This window comes from Streptomyces sp. NPDC006283 (assembly GCF_040613325.1).
Classification (GTDB): Bacteria; Actinomycetota; Actinomycetes; order Streptomycetales; family Streptomycetaceae; genus Streptomyces.
Window position 1 is genome coordinate 1 of the sequence record NZ_JBEXRZ010000143.1, and the last position, 18,175, is coordinate 18,175.

17 protein-coding genes are annotated in these 18,175 nt (G+C 70.1%); 13 read left to right on the top strand and 4 right to left on the bottom strand.

All coding sequences use genetic code 11. From position 1 onward, the window contains the following. Window positions 1–142 precede the first annotated feature (142 nt). The gene (locus tag ABZ070_RS25245) at window positions 143–1,192 is read right to left on the bottom strand and encodes a LacI family DNA-binding transcriptional regulator (protein WP_356637601.1); all 1,050 of its coding nucleotides are present in this window, start codon (window positions 1,190–1,192) and stop codon (window positions 143–145) included. A gap of 142 nt (window positions 1,193–1,334) precedes the next feature. On the opposite strand from ABZ070_RS25245, the gene ABZ070_RS25250 reads away from it, so the two are divergent. From ABZ070_RS25250 to ABZ070_RS25300, 11 genes are all read left to right on the top strand, one after another. Further along, the gene (locus ABZ070_RS25250; protein WP_356637602.1) at window positions 1,335–2,606 is read left to right on the top strand and encodes an MFS transporter; all 1,272 of its coding nucleotides are present in this window, start codon (window positions 1,335–1,337) and stop codon (window positions 2,604–2,606) included. A gap of 9 nt (window positions 2,607–2,615) precedes the next feature. Continuing rightward, a complete protein-coding gene (gene pafA, locus ABZ070_RS25255) occupies window positions 2,616–3,977 on the top strand; it encodes a Pup--protein ligase (RefSeq protein WP_356637603.1) in 1,362 nt (453 codons plus the stop codon). A gap of 131 nt (window positions 3,978–4,108) precedes the next feature. After that, a complete protein-coding gene (locus ABZ070_RS25260; protein WP_356637604.1) occupies window positions 4,109–5,050 on the top strand; it encodes an FKBP-type peptidyl-prolyl cis-trans isomerase in 942 nt (313 codons plus the stop codon). Between the two features lie 64 nt (window positions 5,051–5,114). Next, window positions 5,115–5,486, top strand: a complete 372-nt coding sequence (locus ABZ070_RS25265) for an FKBP-type peptidyl-prolyl cis-trans isomerase (protein WP_356637605.1) — start codon at window positions 5,115–5,117, stop codon at window positions 5,484–5,486. A gap of 126 nt (window positions 5,487–5,612) precedes the next feature. After that, on the top strand, window positions 5,613–6,569 hold the full coding sequence (locus tag ABZ070_RS25270; protein WP_356637606.1) for a WYL domain-containing protein: 957 nt from the start codon (window positions 5,613–5,615) through the stop codon (window positions 6,567–6,569). A 16-nt stretch (window positions 6,570–6,585) separates the two neighbouring features. Further along, entirely contained in the window at window positions 6,586–7,608 is a 1,023-nt protein-coding gene (locus ABZ070_RS25275; protein WP_356637607.1) for a WYL domain-containing protein, read from the top strand. Further along, window positions 7,605–7,877: a hypothetical protein gene (locus ABZ070_RS25280; RefSeq protein WP_356637608.1), complete on the top strand. Its 273-nt coding sequence runs from the start codon at window positions 7,605–7,607 to the stop codon at window positions 7,875–7,877. Before ABZ070_RS25275 ends, ABZ070_RS25280 begins: the two co-directional genes overlap by 4 nt. Before the next feature lie 44 nt (window positions 7,878–7,921). After that, window positions 7,922–8,119: a hypothetical protein gene (locus ABZ070_RS25285; RefSeq protein ID WP_356637610.1), complete on the top strand. Its 198-nt coding sequence runs from the start codon at window positions 7,922–7,924 to the stop codon at window positions 8,117–8,119. 248 nt (window positions 8,120–8,367) lie between these two features. Continuing rightward, window positions 8,368–8,658 (top strand): Sec-independent protein translocase subunit TatA, encoded by a 291-nt coding sequence (tatA, locus tag ABZ070_RS25290; RefSeq protein WP_356637611.1) that lies wholly within the window; start codon window positions 8,368–8,370, stop codon window positions 8,656–8,658. Between the two features lie 107 nt (window positions 8,659–8,765). After that, window positions 8,766–9,671 (top strand): twin-arginine translocase subunit TatC, encoded by a 906-nt coding sequence (gene tatC, locus ABZ070_RS25295; protein ID WP_356637617.1) that lies wholly within the window; start codon window positions 8,766–8,768, stop codon window positions 9,669–9,671. Between the two features lie 158 nt (window positions 9,672–9,829). Continuing rightward, complete coding sequence (locus tag ABZ070_RS25300; protein WP_356637618.1) at window positions 9,830–12,658, top strand: DEAD/DEAH box helicase; 2,829 nt, start codon at window positions 9,830–9,832, stop codon at window positions 12,656–12,658. A 102-nt stretch (window positions 12,659–12,760) separates the two neighbouring features. On the opposite strand, the gene ABZ070_RS25305 is transcribed toward ABZ070_RS25300, so the two are convergent. From ABZ070_RS25305 to ABZ070_RS25315, 3 genes are all read right to left on the bottom strand, one after another. Beyond that, window positions 12,761–13,156 carry a nuclear transport factor 2 family protein gene (locus ABZ070_RS25305; RefSeq protein WP_356637612.1) on the bottom strand — a complete coding sequence of 132 codons (396 nt, stop codon included), beginning with the start codon at window positions 13,154–13,156 and terminating at the stop codon, window positions 12,761–12,763. A gap of 112 nt (window positions 13,157–13,268) precedes the next feature. Beyond that, the gene (locus ABZ070_RS25310) at window positions 13,269–14,120 is read right to left on the bottom strand and encodes a siderophore-interacting protein (RefSeq protein WP_356637613.1); all 852 of its coding nucleotides are present in this window, start codon (window positions 14,118–14,120) and stop codon (window positions 13,269–13,271) included. A 69-nt stretch (window positions 14,121–14,189) separates the two neighbouring features. Continuing rightward, window positions 14,190–15,095, bottom strand: a complete 906-nt coding sequence (locus tag ABZ070_RS25315; RefSeq protein WP_356637619.1) for a 5'-3' exonuclease — start codon at window positions 15,093–15,095, stop codon at window positions 14,190–14,192. A gap of 256 nt (window positions 15,096–15,351) precedes the next feature. Between ABZ070_RS25315 and ABZ070_RS25320 the strand changes: the two genes are divergently transcribed. Continuing rightward, window positions 15,352–16,506: a glycine betaine/L-proline ABC transporter ATP-binding protein gene (locus ABZ070_RS25320; RefSeq protein WP_356637614.1), complete on the top strand. Its 1,155-nt coding sequence runs from the start codon at window positions 15,352–15,354 to the stop codon at window positions 16,504–16,506. Continuing rightward, a partial coding sequence (locus ABZ070_RS25325; protein WP_356637616.1) for an ABC transporter permease/substrate binding protein occupies window positions 16,499–18,175 on the top strand: 1,677 nt, incomplete at its 3' end. The genes ABZ070_RS25320 and ABZ070_RS25325, both read left to right, overlap by 8 nt.

Consider the following 18,175-nt stretch of genomic DNA (forward strand, 5'->3'; position numbering starts at 1 on the left):
CGCCGGTACAGGCGCCCTGCTGTCCCTGCACGTTCCTACCCGTACGGGTGCCTGCGTACAAGCGCGTGCGAACGAACCAGGCCGCTCGGGCCGCCCGCGGTCCGGGGCGCCGTCGTGTCCGGCACGGCCCCCGAGCGGCGGGTCAGGCGGCAGGGCGCGCCGAGGAGCCGCGTACGACGAGTTCGACGGGGAGGTCGCCCTCTTCGGGGCGGCGTCCGTCGAGGACGGCGAGCAGGGCGGCCATGCCGCGTTCGCCCACCTTCTCGGCGGGCAGGTGGACGGTGGTGAGCTCGGGTTCGACGGCGGTGGCGAGTGCGAGGTCGTCGAAACCGGTGACGGTGACGTCCTCGGGCACCCGCAGGCCGAGCCGACGTGCGGCTTTGCAGGCCCCGGCAGCGAGGATGTCGTCGTCGCAGACGATGGCCGTGGCGCGTGGTCCGGGGGCGGTGAGGGCGCGTACGGCCGCTTCTCGGGCGCCGTCGACGTCGAGAGGCGCGGGGACGGTACGCACGTGGGCGTCGGGGACCCCGTCCAGCGCGGTGTGGAGCGCGCCGGCGCGTACGTCGAAGGTCCATGAGGCGACGGCGGACGCGAGATGCACGATGCGCCGGTGGCCGAGCCCGACCAGATGGTCCGTCACCTGGCGCATGCCGTCGGCGATGTCCAGGTTGACGTGTGCGGCTGCGGCGGTGTCCGCGGGGTCGCTGTCGAGCATCACCAGGGGGAGGTCCGAGCCGCGGATGGCGGCGAGTGCCTGGGCCGCCATGGAGGACGCGATGACGCCGTCGAGTGCGGCGCGCGCCGAGGCGAAGGGGTCCTTGGCGGGGCCGACGCCCTCGGGCGAGGGGTAGAGGACGACGCCGAAACCGTGCCGGGCGGCGACCACGGCGGCGCCGGTGTAGACACGCGCGAAGAATTCGTTGGTGAGTGCCGGGACGACAAGAAGGGCGGTCCTGGTGCGGCCGAGACGGAGATTGCGGGCGGCGAGGTTGGGGCGGTAGCCCAATTCCTGCGCGGCCTCGCGGACCACCGTGGCGGTGCGTTCCGAGACACGGCCGCGCCACTTGTCGCCGAGCACCAGGGAGACGGTCGCCTGGGAGACACCGGCGGCGCGGGCCACGTCCCTGCTGGTGGGACGAGTGGACTCCACTTGGGCGGTAGAGGGTCGGTCCTGCCGGGACCGGTGAGCCATGGGGTGCCGTCCTCGGCCGCCCGTCGGGGTGCCACGGGGTCCGGGGCGGCGGCGCTGTGGACCCGCGGACTGTCGACATGGTACGTATGGAGGACCACGTTATACGTAAAACCTCGACGGGAGCCGGGGGAGAGGAGACGGCATGGCCGGCGGGTACGCAGATATTCTCAAGGCGCCGCACGCTGCTCGGCTGCTCACCGGCACCCTGGTCGGCCGGCTGCCGAACGCGACGGCCCACATCGCCATCGTGCTCTTCACCCGCGCCGAGGGCGGCAGCTACACCCTCGCGGGCGCGCTCGCCGCCGTTTACGGCCTCGCCACCGCCGTCGGTCAGCCGCTGCTGGGCCGGGCCGTCGATCTCCACGGCCAGCCCCGGGTGCAGCTGCCCGCGGCCGTCGTCTCCGCGCTCGGCATGTTCCTGCTCGCCGCCGCCGGCACCGGGTCGCTGCCCGTCGCGTACGCCGCCGTGATCGTCGCCGGCCTGTTCACCCCGCCGCTGGAGGGCGGCCTGCGGGCTCTCTGGCCGAGCGTGCTGGGGCGGGAGGACCGGGTGCACCGGGCGTACGCCATGGACGCGGTGGCCCAGGAGATCATGTTCACGGTGGGCCCGCTGCTCGTCACCCTGCTCGTGTCCCTGTGGTCCCCCGGTGCGGCGCTGTTCGTCATCAACGCCATAGGGGTCGTGGGCGCGCTGTCGGTCGTGATGTCCCAGCCGTCCCGTGACTGGCGTTCCGCTCCCCGCGAAGCGCACTGGCTGGGCGCGCTGCGCTCGCCGGGACTGCTCGCGCTGCTCGGCGCGTTCTTCTTCGTCGGACTGGCCCTCGGCTCGATCACGGTCGCCGGCGTGGCCTATGCCGACGACCACGGCCGGCAGGCCGTGTACGGATGGCTGATGGCCGCGCTGGGCCTCGGCGCCCTGGTCGGCGGCGTCGCCTACGGCGCGCGGCAGTGGGCCGGGCCGCCCGAGCGTCGGCTGCGCATCATCGTCGGCCTGCTGGCCGTCGGCTACCTCCCGCTGATCCTCACGCCGGGCGTGGCCGCGATGACGGCGCTGGCGGCGGTCGCCGGTGTGTTCCTTGCGCCCGCGATCGCCTGCGCGTTCATCGTCGTCGACCGGCACGCGCCGCGCGGCACGGTCACGGAGGCGTTCTCCTGGCTGGTGACCACCTTCGGTGTCGGCGCGGCGGTCGGTACGGCCGTCGCGGGGCCGGCGGTCGAGATCGGCGGTACCGCATGGAGTTTCGCCGTCGCGGGCGCCGGAGGAATCGCCGCACTGCTGGTTCTGACGGCCACTCAGCGGGTACTCGCAGTTCCTGCCCGTATCGAGGGCATCAAGAGGTTTGGCCCCCAGGCATCGGAAAATGATCGAAACGGTGCCGCCCAACCCGGTTTCAGCTCAGGCCGTGAGGCGTAATGTTCAGACATGGACCGCCGCATTTTCGGGCTGGAGAACGAGTACGGCGTCACGTGCACGTTCAGGGGACAGCGCCGACTGTCACCTGACGAAGTGGCGCGCTACCTCTTCCGCCGTGTCGTGTCATGGGGCCGCAGCAGCAATGTCTTTCTGCGGAACGGCGCCCGCCTGTACCTCGACGTGGGTTCGCATCCGGAATACGCAACACCCGAATGCGACAATGTGACCGAGCTGGTCACGCACGACAAGGCGGGCGAGCGCATTCTCGAAGGCCTTCTCGTCGACGCCGAACGCCGCCTGCACGAGGAGGGAATCGCGGGCGACGTCTATCTGTTCAAGAACAACACCGACTCGGCGGGAAACTCCTACGGCTGCCACGAGAACTATCTCGTCGCTCGCCACGGCGAGTTCTCGCGGCTGGCGGACATCCTCATTCCGTTCCTCGTCACCAGGCAGCTGCTCTGCGGCGCGGGCAAGGTGCTGCAGACGCCGCGGGGAGCGGTGTACTGCGTCAGCCAGCGGGCCGAGCACATCTGGGAGGGCGTCAGCTCCGCCACCACGCGTTCGCGCCCCATCATCAACACCCGCGACGAGCCGCACGCGGACGCCGAGCGCTACCGCCGGCTGCACGTCATCGTCGGCGACTCGAACATGTCGGAGACGACGATGCTGCTGAAGGTCGGTGCGACCGACCTGGTGCTGCGCATGATCGAAGCGGGCACCGTCATGCGCGACCTCACACTGGAGAACCCGATCCGGGCCATCCGCGAGGTCAGCCACGACATCACAGGGCAGCGCAAGGTCCGCCTGGCCAGCGGCCGAGAGGCCTCCGCCCTCGAGGTCCAGCGCGAGTACTACGAGAAGGCGGTGGACTTCGTCGACCGCCGCGGCATCCGCACCGGCACGGTCGAGCAGGTCCTGGAGCTGTGGGGCCGCACGCTCGATGCGATCGAGGCGGAGGACCTCGACCGCATCGGTACCGAGATCGACTGGGTCATGAAGTACAAGCTGCTGGAGCGCTACCGCGCCAAGCACAACATGTCCATGTCCCATCCGCGGGTCGCGCAGATAGACCTCGCCTACCACGACATCCACCGCAGGCGCGGGCTCTACTACCTCCTGGAGCGCAAGGGGCAGGCCGCCCGCATCTGCAACGACCTCAAGATCTTCGAGGGCAAGTCGGTGCCCCCGCAGACCACCAGGGCGCGGTTGCGCGGCGACTTCATCCGCCGGGCGCAGGAGCAGCGCCGGGACTTCACCGTCGACTGGGTGCACCTCAAGCTCAACGACCAGGCGCAGCGCACCGTGCTGTGCAAGGACCCCTTCCGTTCGGTCGACGACCGCGTCGAAAAGCTGATCGCCGGCATGTAGCGGCACGTGCGTCGCCGTCGCGTCGCACGTGTGTCGGAACGTCACCCGGGCCCCGTACGTTTCTCGTGCGGGGCCCTCGGCACGCCCTAGAGTGTCCGCATCTACCGAGCCGTTAGAGATCTGAGGAACACGTGCGCCGACTTGCCGGCCTGCTCGTCGTACCCCTGCTGCTGTTGACGACAGCGGCGTGCGGCGACGACAAGGGCTCCGATTCCGCCTCCACGTCGATGACGAACGGACTGCCCACCATCACCGAGGGTGCGAAGTTCGGGGAGAAGCCGACCCTTGCCAAGGGTGAGGGAGAGCCCCCCAAGGACCTGAAGGTCAACGTTGTCAGCGAAGGCAAGGGCCAGAAACTCAAGAAGGGCGACATCGCCCAGGTCAACTATCTGGGCCAGGTCTGGGACGGCGACGAGCCGTTCGACAACAGCTTCGACCGAGGAGAGCCGTTCCCCGTCACGCTCGGCGGCGGCGGAGTCATCGAGGGATGGCAGAAAGCGCTCGACGGCCAGAAGGTCGGCAGCCGCCTCGAGGTGTCCATCCCGCCGGACCTCGCCTACGGCCCGCAGGAGCAGCAGGGCATCCCGGCCAACTCCACGCTGGTCTTCGTCATGGACATCGTCAAGGGCACCACGCTCCCGACGTCCGCGAAGGGCAGCGAGGTCGCCCAGGACAACATCGACCTCCCCAAGGTCGGCACGAACACGGACGGCGAGGCGCCGTCGCTGACGGTGCCCAAGAAGGACGCGCCGACCAAGCTGGTCTCGAACTACGTGATCGAGGGCTCCGGCCCCGCGGTCAAGGCCACGGACACCCTCTCCGTGAAGTACAAGGGCGTCCTGTGGAAGGACGGCAAGGAGTTCGACAGCAGCTACGCCCGGGGCAACGCCCCGGTCAGCTTCCCGCTCGCCCAGGTCATCCCGGGCTGGCAGAAGGGTCTGGAGGGCAAGAAGGTCGGCAGTCGTGTGCTGCTCGTCATCCCGCCGGACATGGCTTACGGCGACAAGGAGCAGCAGGGCATCCCGGCCAAGTCCACCCTGGTCTTCTCGGTCGACATCCTGGCGGTTCAGTAGGCAGGCCGGGGCATTCTGCGAGACTGTCCCGGTTGATCGCACAGAGAACGCAAGGAGCAACACCGTGAGCATCGAGAAGCCCGAGATCGACTTCCCGGGTGGCGAGCCGCCGGCCGACCTGGAGATCAAGGACATCTGGGAGGGCGACGGCCCGGTGGCGAAGGCGGGCGACACCGTCTCCGTCCACTACGTGGGCGTGGCCTTCTCCACCGGTGAGGAGTTCGACGCGTCGTGGAACCGCGGCACCCCGCTGCGCTTCCAGCTGGGCGTCGGCCAGGTCATCTCCGGCTGGGACCAGGGCGTGCAGGGCATGAAGGTCGGCGGCCGCCGCCAGCTGACCATCCCCGCGCACCTGGCCTACGGCGACCGCGGCGCAGGCGGCCGTATCGCCCCCGGCGAGACGCTGATCTTCGTCTGTGACCTGATGGCCGTCTGAGGCCGATCATCGAGCGGTAGTGCGAGGGCCCGTGCCTGATGGCACGGGCCCTCGCTTTTGTCCAGACACCCCGGGGCGGTACGGTCGACGGGCGTAACGGACTTCATACGGAGGCGAAGGGCGTCGATGGCCATTGCCAAGGCCGAGCGGCTGATGAATCTGGCGCTGTGTCTGCTCGGGACCCGGCGCCCGCTCAGCAAGCGCGAGCTGCGCGGGTCCATCGAGGCCTACCTGGAGGCCGGTTCCGACGACTCCTTCAACCGGATGTTCGAGCGCGACAAGGACGATCTGCGCGAACTCGGCCTGGTGATCGAGACGGTGGAGTCCCTCGACGGGGACATCGGCTACCTCGCACGCCGCGACAGCAACCGGCTGCCGCCGATCACCCTGGACGCGGAGGAAGCCGCCGCGCTGGGCCTTGCCGCCAAGGTCTGGCAGCAGGCGCGCCTCGCCGGGGCCGCCAGCGGTGCCCTCCAGAAGCTGCGCGCGGCCGGCATGCCGGAGACCGAGGACGCGTACGAGATCCAGCACAGCGCCCTCGAACCGCGCATCCCCGTCCACGAGGCGGCCTTCGAACCGCTGATGCTCGCCTGCCGCGACCGCCGCCCGGTCGTCTTCGACTACCGCAAGGCGAACTCCGCCCGGCCCGAGCAGCGCCAAGTCGAACCGTGGACGCTCGAATGCTGGCGCGGTCACTGGTATCTCGCCGGCTTCGACCGCGGCCGGGGTGCGGAGCGGGTGTTCCGGCTGTCCCGGATCACCGGCAAGGTCCGTTCGCGCGCGGGCTCGTTCACCGCCCCCGTGCCGGATGTCGTCACCGTCCGCGAGACCGTCGAGAGCTGGGCCGGCGAGACGGCGACCCGCTCCGCGCGGATCAGGCTGCGCGCAGGCTGCGGCTATCCGCTGCGATCGCGGGCCACCGCCGTGCGGGAACTCGGCGGCGGGTGGGACGAGTTGGAGATTCCGTACGGGCACGGGCTGGATGCCTGGCTCGTCGAGTTCGGTCCGGACGTCGTCGTACTGGAGCCCGCGGATCTGCGGGCCGATGTGGTCGACCGGCTGCGCGCCGTGGCCAAGGGCTGAGGGGAACCGAGACGACATGGCCGCGAACGCCATCGACCAGACCCGGCGAATGCTGTCGCTGGTGACATACCTGCGCGAGCGCCCCGGCGCCCGTATCGCCGACGTCGCCCGCGCCTTCGGCATCACCGAGGACGAGCTGATCTCCGACCTCGACGTGCTGCCCATGTGCGGGACCAGCTTCCGGGGCGGCGATCTGCTGGACATCGACACCGACGGCGAGCGGATCTGGTGGCGCAACCCCGACGCGTCCGGGGAGTCCACCGCGGAGCCGCTGCGACTCGCTGCCGACGAGGCGACCGCGCTGCTGGTCGCGGCCCGTGCCGTCGCGACCCTTCCCGGCCTGCGCGAAGGCGACCGCGAGGCGCTGCTGCGGGCCACGGCGAAGCTGGAGGCGGCCGCGGGCGAGGCCGCGGGCGCCAGCTCCCGGCTCTCGGTGACCTTCGAGTCGGAGGGCGGGGTCTTCGCCGACGTCGACCGGGCCATCTCCGAGCGGCGGCGGCTCTGGCTGCGGTACTACTCGCCCGCCCGTGACGAGCTGACGGAGCGCGAGGTCGATCCGATCCGGCTCTTCGCCGTCGGCCACACGTACATGGAGGCCTGGTGCCGCCTCTCGGAGGCGCGCCGGACCTTCCGCCTCGACCGCGTCGCGGAGATCCGGCTGCTCGACGCTCCGGCGGCGCCCCCCGAGATCGAGCTGCGCGACCTGTCGGAAGGCCTGGTCCAGCCGTCGCCGGACGATCCGGAGGTGGTCGTCGAGGTGGCCCCCAAAGGACGCTGGGTCGCCGAGTACTACCCGCACGACCGTGCCGAGGAACTGCCGGACGGTGGTCTGCGCATCACGCTGCGTACGCCGATGCCGTCTTCGCTGCGTCGCCTGGCGTTGCGACTGGGCAGGGACGGGCGGATCGTGTCGCCCCAGGAGCTCGCGGACAGCGCGCGCACGGCGGCGTGCGAGGCCCTCGCCGCGTACGACGCCGGGGACCCGCACGACGCCCGGGGGCCGTACGACAGTCAGGAACAAGGAGCCGGCGCCCTATGACCGTGACGCCACGGATCCCCTCGATGTCCCCGGTCCCCGCCCGGGTCGGGCCGGTCCTTTTCAAGGCCGCCTGTCCCGACTGCCGCGCCCGCTTCGAGCTTTCCGCGGGATCGCTGCGCCTCGCCATCGGCGGCAGCCGCCGCACCACCTTCTACTCCTTCACCTGCCCCGAGTGCGGCTCGGCGGTCCGCAAGCCGGCGGGCGAGCGGATCGTCGAACTGCTCACCGGGGGCGGGGTCAGGACCCTGCGCCTGCACTCGACCGTGTGATGCCCGGCTCGGAAATCGCTGCAGGAACGGTCTAGGCTCTGCGCATGTTCTGGCCCATGCTCGCCATCGCACTCGGCTTCCTCGGGATCGCCGTCCTGGGTGTCCTCGGCATCAGGGTTTTCATCGAGGCCCGGCGTCTGGGCTCCGAAGTCGCCCGTACCGCCGACCGCATCGATCGCGCCGCCGAGGACCTGGAGCGGGCGGCGACCGGACTCGCCCGCTCCGGAGAGGCCCTGCGCTGAGCCACGGGTTCCCCTCGACCCCCGCCGGAGATCGACGTCGCCCCCTCCTGCGGGCCGGGCCCGGGCGGTAGGCTGCTGGTGGCGGCACAGGTGATGAGGCGCCGACCGCTGACGTGAGTATGCACAGGGATTGCCCTGCGTTTACCCGTGCGAGTTAGGATCGCTGCCGTCGCGGTTCGGACATCTGTCCCCATCGCGGTCAGCAGCCAAGAGCCCCATGCCGCCTCGGTGAGAAGGTAGACACAGTTATGTTCCGACAGATCGGCCCCACCGAGATCATCATCATCGCGCTTCTCATCCTCCTCCTGTTCGGTGCCAAGAAGCTTCCGGACATGGCGCGTTCGCTCGGCAAGTCCGCGCGGATCCTCAAGAGCGAGGCCAAGGCGATGAAGTCCGAGGGCCAGCCCGCGGCCACCCCGGCAGAGCCCAAGGACCCGGCGCAGGGCCAGACCCCGCCGTCCCGCACCATCCAGGCCGCGCCCGGCGATGTCACCAGCGCCCGTCCTGTGAACGAGCCCACCGACACCCCCCAGCGCTGACGACCCAAGGCCGTTCGACGATGGCCTGCCGCACGAGATGAGGACGTGGGTTGCTCAAGCCTGCCCGCTCGAAACTCAAGGAGAAGGAGAAGGACCCCGAGGGGCGGATGCCACTCGCGGACCATCTCCGTGAGCTCCGCAACCGGCTCGCGAAGGCGATGCTGGCGATTGTGATCACCTCCGTGGTCGCCGCCTTCTACAGCCAGGAGCTGATGGACCTCCTTGCGTCGCCGGTCCCCGCATGCGAGAAGGGGGATCTCACCACCGGCGGCAAGTGCGCGGTCATCGCGTACAGCAATCTGCTGTCGCCCTTCACCACCACCGTCAAGGTGGTCCTCATGGCGGGCATCATCGTGTCCTGTCCGGTCTGGCTCTACCAGCTGTGGGCCTTCGTGGCACCCGGGCTGCACAAGACCGAGAAGAAGTACACGTACTACTTCGCTGCCGCGGCCATCCCTCTCTTCGTGGCCGGCGCCTACCTGGCGTTCCTGATCATGCCGGTCAGCATGAAGGTGCTGCTGAGCATCACGCCGGAGACCGCCGCGAACATCCTGGAGGTCGACACCATCCTGGACTTCGCCGTCCGTATGGTGCTGATCTTCGGTTTCTCGTTCGAACTGCCGCTCATCCTGATCATGCTGAACGCGGCAGGCGTGGTGACCGGGCGCCGGATGCTCGGCTGGTGGCGCGGGTCCGTCATGGGCATCTTCGTCTTCGGAGCGATCGCCACCCCGTCGACCGACCCGCTGGGCATGATCGCCCTCTCCGGGCCGATCATCCTGCTCTACTTCCTGGCCGTCGGGTTCTCGCTGCTGAACGACCGACGCCGCCGCCGCAACGACCCCGACGCGGACCTCGACGACGACGAAGCCTCGGATCTCGATCTCACCCCCGCGGCACTCGGCGAGGTGGAGTCCGTCTCGGCCACCGCTCGTGCCCTCCCCGAGCAGTCCACCGGCGAGGCCGACGGCGGGCGCTCGCACCGGCTGAACGGCTACGACGACATCACCTGAGGCGCAGCCGACAGGACGGAAGCGGGGCCCGCTGAGGCGGCGGGCCCCGCTTTTCGCATGCTTCGCCCCGCCCCCGCCGGGTATCCCATCCGGTAGTTGCCCTGGTCCGATTAAAGATCCGCTCACTGTCAGAGGCGGCGGGTAGGCTCATGAACAAGATGACCGAGGACCTCTCTCCCGCAGAGCGCTACGCCGCCGCCCGGATCCGCGCCGTCGAGGAGGCCACCGCGTTGGCCCCCTTCCGCGCGTTGTACGACTTCGAGCTCGATCCCTTCCAGATCGAGGCATGCCAGGCCCTGGAGGCGGGCAAGGGCGTGCTCGTCGCCGCGCCCACCGGCTCCGGCAAGACCATCGTCGGTGAGTTCGCCGTCCATCTCGCCCTCCAGCAGGGCCGCAAGTGCTTCTACACCACGCCGATCAAGGCCCTGTCGAACCAGAAGTACGCCGACCTGGTCAAGCGGTACGGCGCGGACAAGGTCGGCCTGCTGACCGGTGACAACAGCGTCAACTCCGACGCACCGGTGGTCGTCATGACCACCGAGGTGCTGCGCAACATGCTGTACGCGGGCTCGCAGGCGCTGCGCGGCCTCGGTCACGTCGTCATGGACGAGGTGCACTATCTCTCCGACCGCTTCCGCGGCGCCGTCTGGGAGGAAGTCATCATCCACCTCCCCGAGTCGGTGACCCTGGTGTCACTCTCGGCGACCGTGTCGAACGCGGAGGAGTTCGGGGACTGGCTCGACACCGTCCGCGGCGACACCGAGGTCATCGTCTCCGAGCACCGGCCCGTCCCGCTGTGGCAGCACGTCATGGCAGGGCGGCGGATGTACGACCTCTTCGAGGAGGAGACCGACCACGGCGGCCGCGGGGTCGCCCGCCGCGAGGTCAACCCCGACCTCGTCCGCCTGGCCCGGATGGAGAACCAGCGCACGTACAACCCGCGCGACCGCCGCCGCGGCAAGATGGTGCGCGAGGCGGACCGGGAGCGGGAGCGGCGGCAGCGCAACCGCATCTGGACGCCGGGCCGGCCCGAGGTCATCGACCGGCTCGACGCCGAAGGGCTGCTGCCGGCCATCACGTTCATCTTCAGCCGCGCGGCCTGCGAGGCCGCCGTCCAGCAGTGCCTCCACGCCGGCCTGCGGCTCAACGACGAGGACGCGCGCACAAGGGTGCGCGAGATCGTCGAGGAGCGTACGTCCTCCATCCCGCGCGAGGACCTCCATGTCCTCGGCTACTACGAGTGGCTGGAAGGCCTCGAGAGAGGCATCGCCGCGCACCACGCCGGCATGCTGCCGACCTTCAAGGAGGTCGTGGAGGAGCTGTTCGTACGGGGCCTGGTCAAGGCCGTGTTCGCCACGGAGACGCTGGCGCTCGGCATCAACATGCCTGCCCGTTCCGTGGTGTTGGAGAAGCTCGTCAAATGGAACGGCGAGCAGCACGCAGACATCACCCCCGGCGAGTACACCCAGTTGACCGGCCGCGCCGGTCGCCGCGGCATCGACGTCGAGGGCCATGCGGTGGTCCTGTGGCAGCGGGCCATGGACCCGAGCGCCCTCGCCGGACTCGCCGGAACACGCACGTATCCGCTGCGCTCCAGCTTCAAGCCCTCGTACAACATGGCGGTCAACCTGGTGCAGCAGTTCGGGCGGCACCGCTCGCGCGAGCTGCTGGAGACCTCGTTCGCGCAGTTCCAGGCGGACAAGTCGGTCGTCGGCATCTCCCGCCAGGTGCAGCGCAACGAGGAGGGGCTCCAGGGCTACCGCGAGGGCATGACCTGCCACCTCGGCGACTTCGAGGAGTACGCGCGGCTGCGCCGCGACCTGAAGGACCGTGAGACCGAACTGGCCAAGCAGGGGGCCGCGCAGCGCCGCGCGGCCGCCGCCGCGTCGCTGGAGAAGCTGAAGCCGGGGGACGTCATCCACGTCCCCACGGGCAAGTTCGCCGGGCTGGCTCTGGTGCTCGACCCCGGTATCCCGGCCGGCCGGACCAACGGCCACCGCGGCTTCGAGTACCACGACGGGCCCCGACCGCTCGTGCTGACCGCCGAGCGGCAGGTCAAGCGGCTCGCGTCCATCGACTTCCCGGTTCCGGTCGAGGCGCTGGAGCGGATGCGTGTCCCGAAGTCCTTCAACCCCCGTTCCCCGCAGTCACGTCGGGACCTCGCCTCCGCCCTGCGGACCAAGGCGGGGCACATCGAGCCGGAGCGGCACCGCAGACAGCGGTCCGCCGCAGCCGACGACCGCGAGATCACCAGGCTGCGCGCGGAACTGCGCGCACACCCCTGCCACGGCTGCGACGAGCGTGAGGACCACGCCCGTTGGGCCGAGCGCTACCACCGCCTGCACCGGGACACCCGCCAGCTGGAGCGCCGTATCGAGGGCCGGACGAACACGATCGCCCGGACCTTCGACCGGATCGTCGCCCTGCTGAGCGAGATGGACTACCTCCGCGACGACGAGGTCACCGAGCACGGCAAGCGCCTGGCCCGGCTCTACGGCGAACTGGACCTGCTGGCCAGCGAGTGTCTGCGGGAAGGCGTCTGGGAAGGACTGAATCCCGCGGAACTGGCCGCGTGTGTCTCCGCGTTGGTCTACGAGGCGCGCCAGTCGGACGACGCGGTGGCACCCAAGGTCCCCGCCGGCAGGGCGAAGGCGGCGCTGGGCGAGATGGTCCGCATCTGGGGCAGGCTGGACGCCCTGGAAGAGGAGTTCAGGATCAACCAGGCGGAGGGCGTCGGGCAGCGGGAGCCCGACCTCGGCTTCGCCTGGGCCGCCCATCAATGGGCGTCCGACAAGGGGCTGGACGAGGTGCTGCGCGAGGCGGAGATGCCCGCGGGCGACTTCGTGCGCTGGTGCAAGCAGGTCATCGACGTGCTCGGCCAGATCGCCGCGGCCGCGCCGAGGGAGAACAGCACCGTCGCGAAGAACGCCCGCAAGGCGGTCGACGGGCTGCTGCGCGGCGTGGTCGCGTACAGCTCGGTCGGCTGACCTCGCTACGAGCCCGCGGCCCCGGCGCACACGCCGGGGCCGCCGACTCGTGGAGCGACCCGAGGGCGGCCCCGCCTGACTGCGGCTCAGCCCGTCAGCCCGTCAGCTCCAGAAGGCGTCCACCTCGTCGAGATCCTCCGTGCACTCGTCGATGTCGGTGATCTTGCCGCCCACGATCGTGAAGAACAGCCCTACGCGGACCTCGATCCCGCGGTTGCCGCGGTCGGCCCGGACCGTGTGGAACGACATGACATGGCCGCGCCCGTCGGCGAGCACCGCCTCGACCTGGATCTGCATCGTGCCGTTGGTCTCCTGGCCCATGCGCCGGAACACATCCAGGATGGCGTCCCGGCCCTTGTGGTGTCCGGAGAGCTGGTTGTTGCCGGGCAGGTGGTAGACGGCGTCGCCCGTCATCAGGCTGCCGAGTGTGTCCATGTCGCCGGCGACGAACGCGGTGTAACCCCGGCGGACCAGGGCGCAATCAGGGTGCTCAGACATGGCGATCCATACCTTCCGTCCCTAGATTTCCCGTTTCGTCTCATCATCCGCCGCGCCAGATCCACTGTCCACGGACGACGCCGAGGCAGGAGCGACGAGGAGGGGGCCCTGTTCAGGACGCGCGTTCCTGCTCCCGCTCCACCTGCTCGTTCCACTCCCGCTTCACCGCGCGCCACGCCTCGTCCGTCTTGCCCAGCCGCCAGTACCCCGAGATCGACAGCCGCTCCCGCGGGATCCCGCGCTCCACCCGCAGCAGCCGTCGCAGGTCCTTCACGCAGGCCGCCTCCCCGTGCACGAACGCGCAGACGCGTCCCTCCGGGAAGTCCAGCGCCGTCACCGCCGCGACCAGGGCCTCGCCGACCGGGCGACCGCCGCGGTGGAGCCAGGTGATCTCGACACCGTCCGGGGCGGCGATCTTCTGCTCGTCGTCCGGGCCGTCGACCTCCACGAAGGCGTGGGCGGTCGTGCCCGCCGGCATCCGCTCCAGCGCCGCCGCGATCGCGGGCAGAGCGCTCTCGTCGCCGGCGAGCAGGTGCCAGTCCGCCTCGGGATCCGGGGCGTAGCCCCCGCCGGGGCCCAGGAACCGCATGGTCTCGCCGACCTGCGCGCGGGCCGCCCAGGGGCCCGCGAGGCCCTCGTCGCCGTGGACGACGAAGTCGATGGTCAGCTCGCGGTGGACGGCGTCCCAGCTCCGCACCGTGTACGTGCGGTTCGCGGGCCACTGGTCGCGCGGGAGTTCCCCGCGGATGCGGTCCATGTCGAAGGGTTCCGGGTGTCGGACGCCCTCGGCCGGGAAGATCAGTTTGACGTAGTGGTCCGTGAACTCGCCGAGTTCGAACGTGGCCAGTCCCTCACCGCCCAGGACCACCCGCACCATGTGCGGGGTGATCCGCTCGGTGCGCACCACCTTTGCCTCGTGGACCTTCGGTGATGTGCGGGCCGGTCGTTCCGCTCGGTCTGCCACGGTGCTACTCCCCTGGACGATCCTGCTTAGGATTGCCTAAGTTAACATCCCGCCCGGGGGAGACGCGCCTCAGCGCTGCAGGGCCGACACCAGTCGCACCACCGCCCCGCCCAGCCCCCACCGCTCCGCCAGCTCCTCGAGTGCGACGGGATCGCGCGGAGCGCTCGGCAGGGAGGCGTCGAAGTCGGGCAGTGCCACGTCGGCGGCGACCCTGACGACCTTCGGCGCGACGGCGATGTACGCCCTCGCCTCGTCCAGTCGCTGGCGTTGCGCGGGCGTCAGCCTGGAGGTGCGGTCGCCGACCGCCGCCATGATCCCGTCCAGGTCGCCGTATGCGTCGAGCAGCTTGGCCGCGGTCTTCTCGCCGATACCGGGCACGCCCGGCAGCCCGTCGCTCGGGTCGCCGCGCAGCAGCGCCAGGTCGATGTAGCCCGGGCCGTCCACGCCGTACTTCTCGCGCAGCCACGCCTCGTCCGTCGCCTGGAGTGTGCCGACGCCCTTCAGCGGATACAGCACCCGCCGCTCCCGCTCGTCGTCGACCAGCTGGAACAGGTCGCGGTCGCCGGTCACGATGTCGACGGGGCCGGTCGCCCGCGCCGTCAGGGTGCCGATGATGTCGTCCGCCTCGTAACCGTCGGCGCCCACGCGGGCGATTCCGACCGCCGCGAGCGCGGCCTCGATCACCGGGATCTGGGGAGTGAGGGTGTCGGGGACCTCCTCCTCGTCCGGGCCGAGATCGTGCTCCTCCGCGACGCGGTGCGCCTTGTACGAGGGGATGAGGTCCACCCGCCACTGCGGACGCCAGTCGTTGTCCCAGCAGGCCACCAGGTCGTCCGGCCGGTGGTCCTGGACCAGCCGCGCGATGAAGTCGAGCAGCCCGCGCACCGCGTTGACCGGTGTGCCGTCGGGCGCCCGGACCGAGTCGGGGACTCCGTAGTAGGCGCGGAAATACAGGGAAGCGGTGTCGAGGAGCATCAGGCGTCGCGTCACACGCACGATGATGCCGCACACCACCGACAGTGGGCCGCGGCCCGCCCCGACGCCCGGAAGATGACTCCCGGGTGAACTGGATCACACTTCCGTTTGACCAGCGCAGGTCGGGGCAGGTGCGCGCCCGGAGCGGACCCGGTATCAGTTTCAACAATTGCACCGGGCAACGGGCAGACCCCTCACGCTCCACGGCCTGCCGGTGGGGGTGGCGGGCCGTTTCGGTTCGACCCGTGAGGTGTATGTGTCCAGGCTGCAGGCCGAGCACTTGTACAAAGTGTTCGGCAGACGACCCGACGAAGCGGTCTCCAGGCTCGAAAGCGGCGCCGACCGCGACGAGCTGCGCGCCGACGGGACGACCGCCGCGGTCATCGACGCCTCCTTCAGCGTCGAGCCGGGCCAGATATTCGTCGTCATGGGTCTGTCGGGATCCGGCAAGTCCACCCTGCTCCGCATGCTCAACGGGCTGCTGGAGCCGACCGCCGGACGGGTGCTGTTCGACGGCCAGGACCTGACCGCGCTGAGCGCCCGCGACCTGCGCACCGTGCGCTCCACCAAGATCAGCATGGTCTTCCAGCACTTTGCGCTCTTCCCGCACCGCAGCGTTCTCGAGAACGCCGGCTACGGCCTCGAGGTCCAGGGCGTCCCCCGCGCCGAGCGCGACAAGCGCGCCGCGGAGGCGCTCGAGCTGGCCGGGCTCGCCGGCTGGGAGGACTCCTGGCCCGACGAGCTCTCCGGCGGTATGCAGCAGCGCGTGGGTCTCGCCCGTGCGCTGGCCACCGACGCCGACCTGCTGCTGATGGACGAGTCCTTCAGCGCCCTCGACCCGCTGATCCGCCGCGACATGCAGGACCAGCTGCTCGAGCTGCAGAAGCGCCTCAAGAAGACCATCGTCTTCATCACCCACGACCTCAACGAGGCCATGCGTCTCGGCGACTCGATCGCGGTGATGCGCGACGGCCGGATCGTCCAGCTCGGAACCGCCGAGGACATCCTCGTCACTCCCGCCAACGACTACGTCGCCTCCTTCACGCAGGACGTCGACCGCTCCCGGGTGCTCACCGCCGGTGCCATCATGGCCGACCCCGAGACGGCCTACGGCACGAGGACGGACAGCGGCAAGGAACTGCGCAACGCCGAGGACGTGCTGGCCGCCGCGCCGGCGACCGTCGCAGCGGACACGCCGATCATCGAGCTGTTCACCCCCTGCTCCACCAGCGGTGTCGCTGTCGCCGTCGTCGACGACGAGGGCGAACTGGCCGGCGTCGTACCGCGTGCCCGGCTGCTCGCCGTTCTCGGCGAGCCCATGAGCCCCGCCGTGCCCACCGTGCCGGCGCAGTCCGCGCCCGCCGCCGTGATACCCGCCGCCCCGGCGGACAAGGCGGTGGCCAGTGCCTAGGCTCCACCTCGGCGACTGGGTCGACAGCGGTGTCGACTGGCTCCAGCGCCACCTGTCCTGGCTGTTCGACGCGATCAGCGCGCTCGTCACCGGGATGTACGACGGAATCGACGCGGCCCTCTCCGCACCCGAGCCGCTGCTCTTCGCCGGCATTCTCGCGGTGGTCGCCTGGTGGCTGCGCGGGCTGCTCGCAGGTGTCCTCGCCTTCGCGGGATTCGCGCTGATCGACTCCATCGAGCTGTGGGAAGACGCCATGTCGACCCTGTCGCTCGTGTTGGTCGCCACCATCGTCACGCTGGTGATCGCCGTTCCGCTCGGCATCTGGGCCTCGCGGTCCAAGACGGTCAGCACGGTCATCCGGCCCGTGCTCGACTTCATGCAGACCATGCCGGCGATGGTCTACCTGATCCCCGGCATCATCTTCTTCGGCGTCGGCGTCGTCCCCGGCATCATCGCCACCATCGTCTTCGCGCTGCCTCCGGGCGTCCGGATGACCGAACTCGGCATCCGCCAGGTCGACGAGGAGCTCGTCGAGGCCGCGGAGGCCTTCGGCACCACGCCCCGCAGCACGCTGCTCGGTGTCCAGCTCCCGCTCGCCCTGCCCACGATCATGGCCGGCATCAACCAGGTCATCATGCTGGGGCTGTCCATGGTCGTCATCGCCGGCATGGTCGGCGGCGGCGGTCTCGGCGGCGCCGTCTACCGGGCCATCGGCAACGTCGACATCGGCCTCGGCTTCGAGGCGGGCGTCTCCATCGTGATCCTCGCGATGTACCTGGACCGCATCACCGGCGCCCTGGGCCGCCAGGTCTCGCCGCTCGGCCGCCGCGCTCTCGCCAAGGCACGCGCCATGACCGGCCGGATCAAGATCTGGGACCACCGTCCGCAGTCCGCCGTCGCCGTCGTCGGCATCGTCGTGCTCGCGCTCGTCGCGGGCGGCATGGGCATGTTCGGCGGCGCCAAGACCGACACCGCCGGCGCGCCGCGGATCGGGGACGGCAAGAAGGTGTCCATCGGCTACATCCCGTGGGACGAGGGCATCGCCTCCACCTTCCTGTGGAAGGAGCTGCTGGAGCAGCGCGGCTTCGAGGTCGAGACCAAGCAGCTGGAGGCCGGCTCGCTGTACACCGGCCTCGCGGGCGGCCAGATCGACTTCCAGACCGACGCCTGGCTGCCGGTCACCCACGCCTCGTACATGGAGAAGTACCAGGACAAGCTCGAGGACCTGGGTTCCTGGTACGGGCCCACGTCGCTGGAGCTGTCCGTCCCCTCGTACATGAAGGGCATCGACTCCCTCGACGACCTCAAGGGCGCGTCGGACCGGTTCAAGGGCCGGATCGTCGGCATCGAGCCGAGTGCCGGAATGATGGGCATCCTCAAGGACAAGGTTCTGAAGGACTACGGCCTCGAGGGGGAGTACAAGGTCGTCGACGGCTCCACGCCCGGCATGCTGGCCGAGCTGAAGCGCGCGTACGACAAGAAGGAACCCATCGTCACCACCCTGTGGTCGCCGCACTGGGCCTACAGCACCTACGACCTGAAGAAGCTCAAGGATCCCAAGGGATCCTGGGGCAAGGGCGACGGCGTGCACACGCTCGCGCGCAAGGGCTTCTCCGCGGAGAACCCCGAGGTCGGCAAGTGGCTCAAGGACTTCAAGATGACCGAGGAG

Bases quoted from the DNA above. Each gene is read 5' to 3' on its own strand.
- tatC (WP_356637617.1), top strand. From the start codon at position 8,766: ATGCCACTCGCGGACCATCTCCGTGAGCTCCGCAACCGGCTCGCGAAG.
- ABZ070_RS25275 (WP_356637607.1), top strand. From the start codon at position 6,586: ATGGCCGCGAACGCCATCGACCAGACCCGGCGAATGCTGTCGCTGGTG.
- ABZ070_RS25305 (WP_356637612.1), bottom strand. From the start codon at position 13,156: ATGTCTGAGCACCCTGATTGCGCCCTGGTCCGCCGGGGTTACACCGCG.
- ABZ070_RS25270 (WP_356637606.1), top strand. From the start codon at position 5,613: ATGGCCATTGCCAAGGCCGAGCGGCTGATGAATCTGGCGCTGTGTCTG.
- ABZ070_RS25245 (WP_356637601.1), bottom strand. From the start codon at position 1,192: ATGGCTCACCGGTCCCGGCAGGACCGACCCTCTACCGCCCAAGTGGAG.
- tatA (WP_356637611.1), top strand. From the start codon at position 8,368: ATGTTCCGACAGATCGGCCCCACCGAGATCATCATCATCGCGCTTCTC.
- ABZ070_RS25285 (WP_356637610.1), top strand. From the start codon at position 7,922: ATGTTCTGGCCCATGCTCGCCATCGCACTCGGCTTCCTCGGGATCGCC.
- ABZ070_RS25250 (WP_356637602.1), top strand. From the start codon at position 1,335: ATGGCCGGCGGGTACGCAGATATTCTCAAGGCGCCGCACGCTGCTCGG.
- ABZ070_RS25300 (WP_356637618.1), top strand. From the start codon at position 9,830: ATGACCGAGGACCTCTCTCCCGCAGAGCGCTACGCCGCCGCCCGGATC.
- ABZ070_RS25280 (WP_356637608.1), top strand. From the start codon at position 7,605: ATGACCGTGACGCCACGGATCCCCTCGATGTCCCCGGTCCCCGCCCGG.
- ABZ070_RS25315 (WP_356637619.1), bottom strand. From the start codon at position 15,095: ATGCTCCTCGACACCGCTTCCCTGTATTTCCGCGCCTACTACGGAGTC.
- pafA (WP_356637603.1), top strand. From the start codon at position 2,616: ATGGACCGCCGCATTTTCGGGCTGGAGAACGAGTACGGCGTCACGTGC.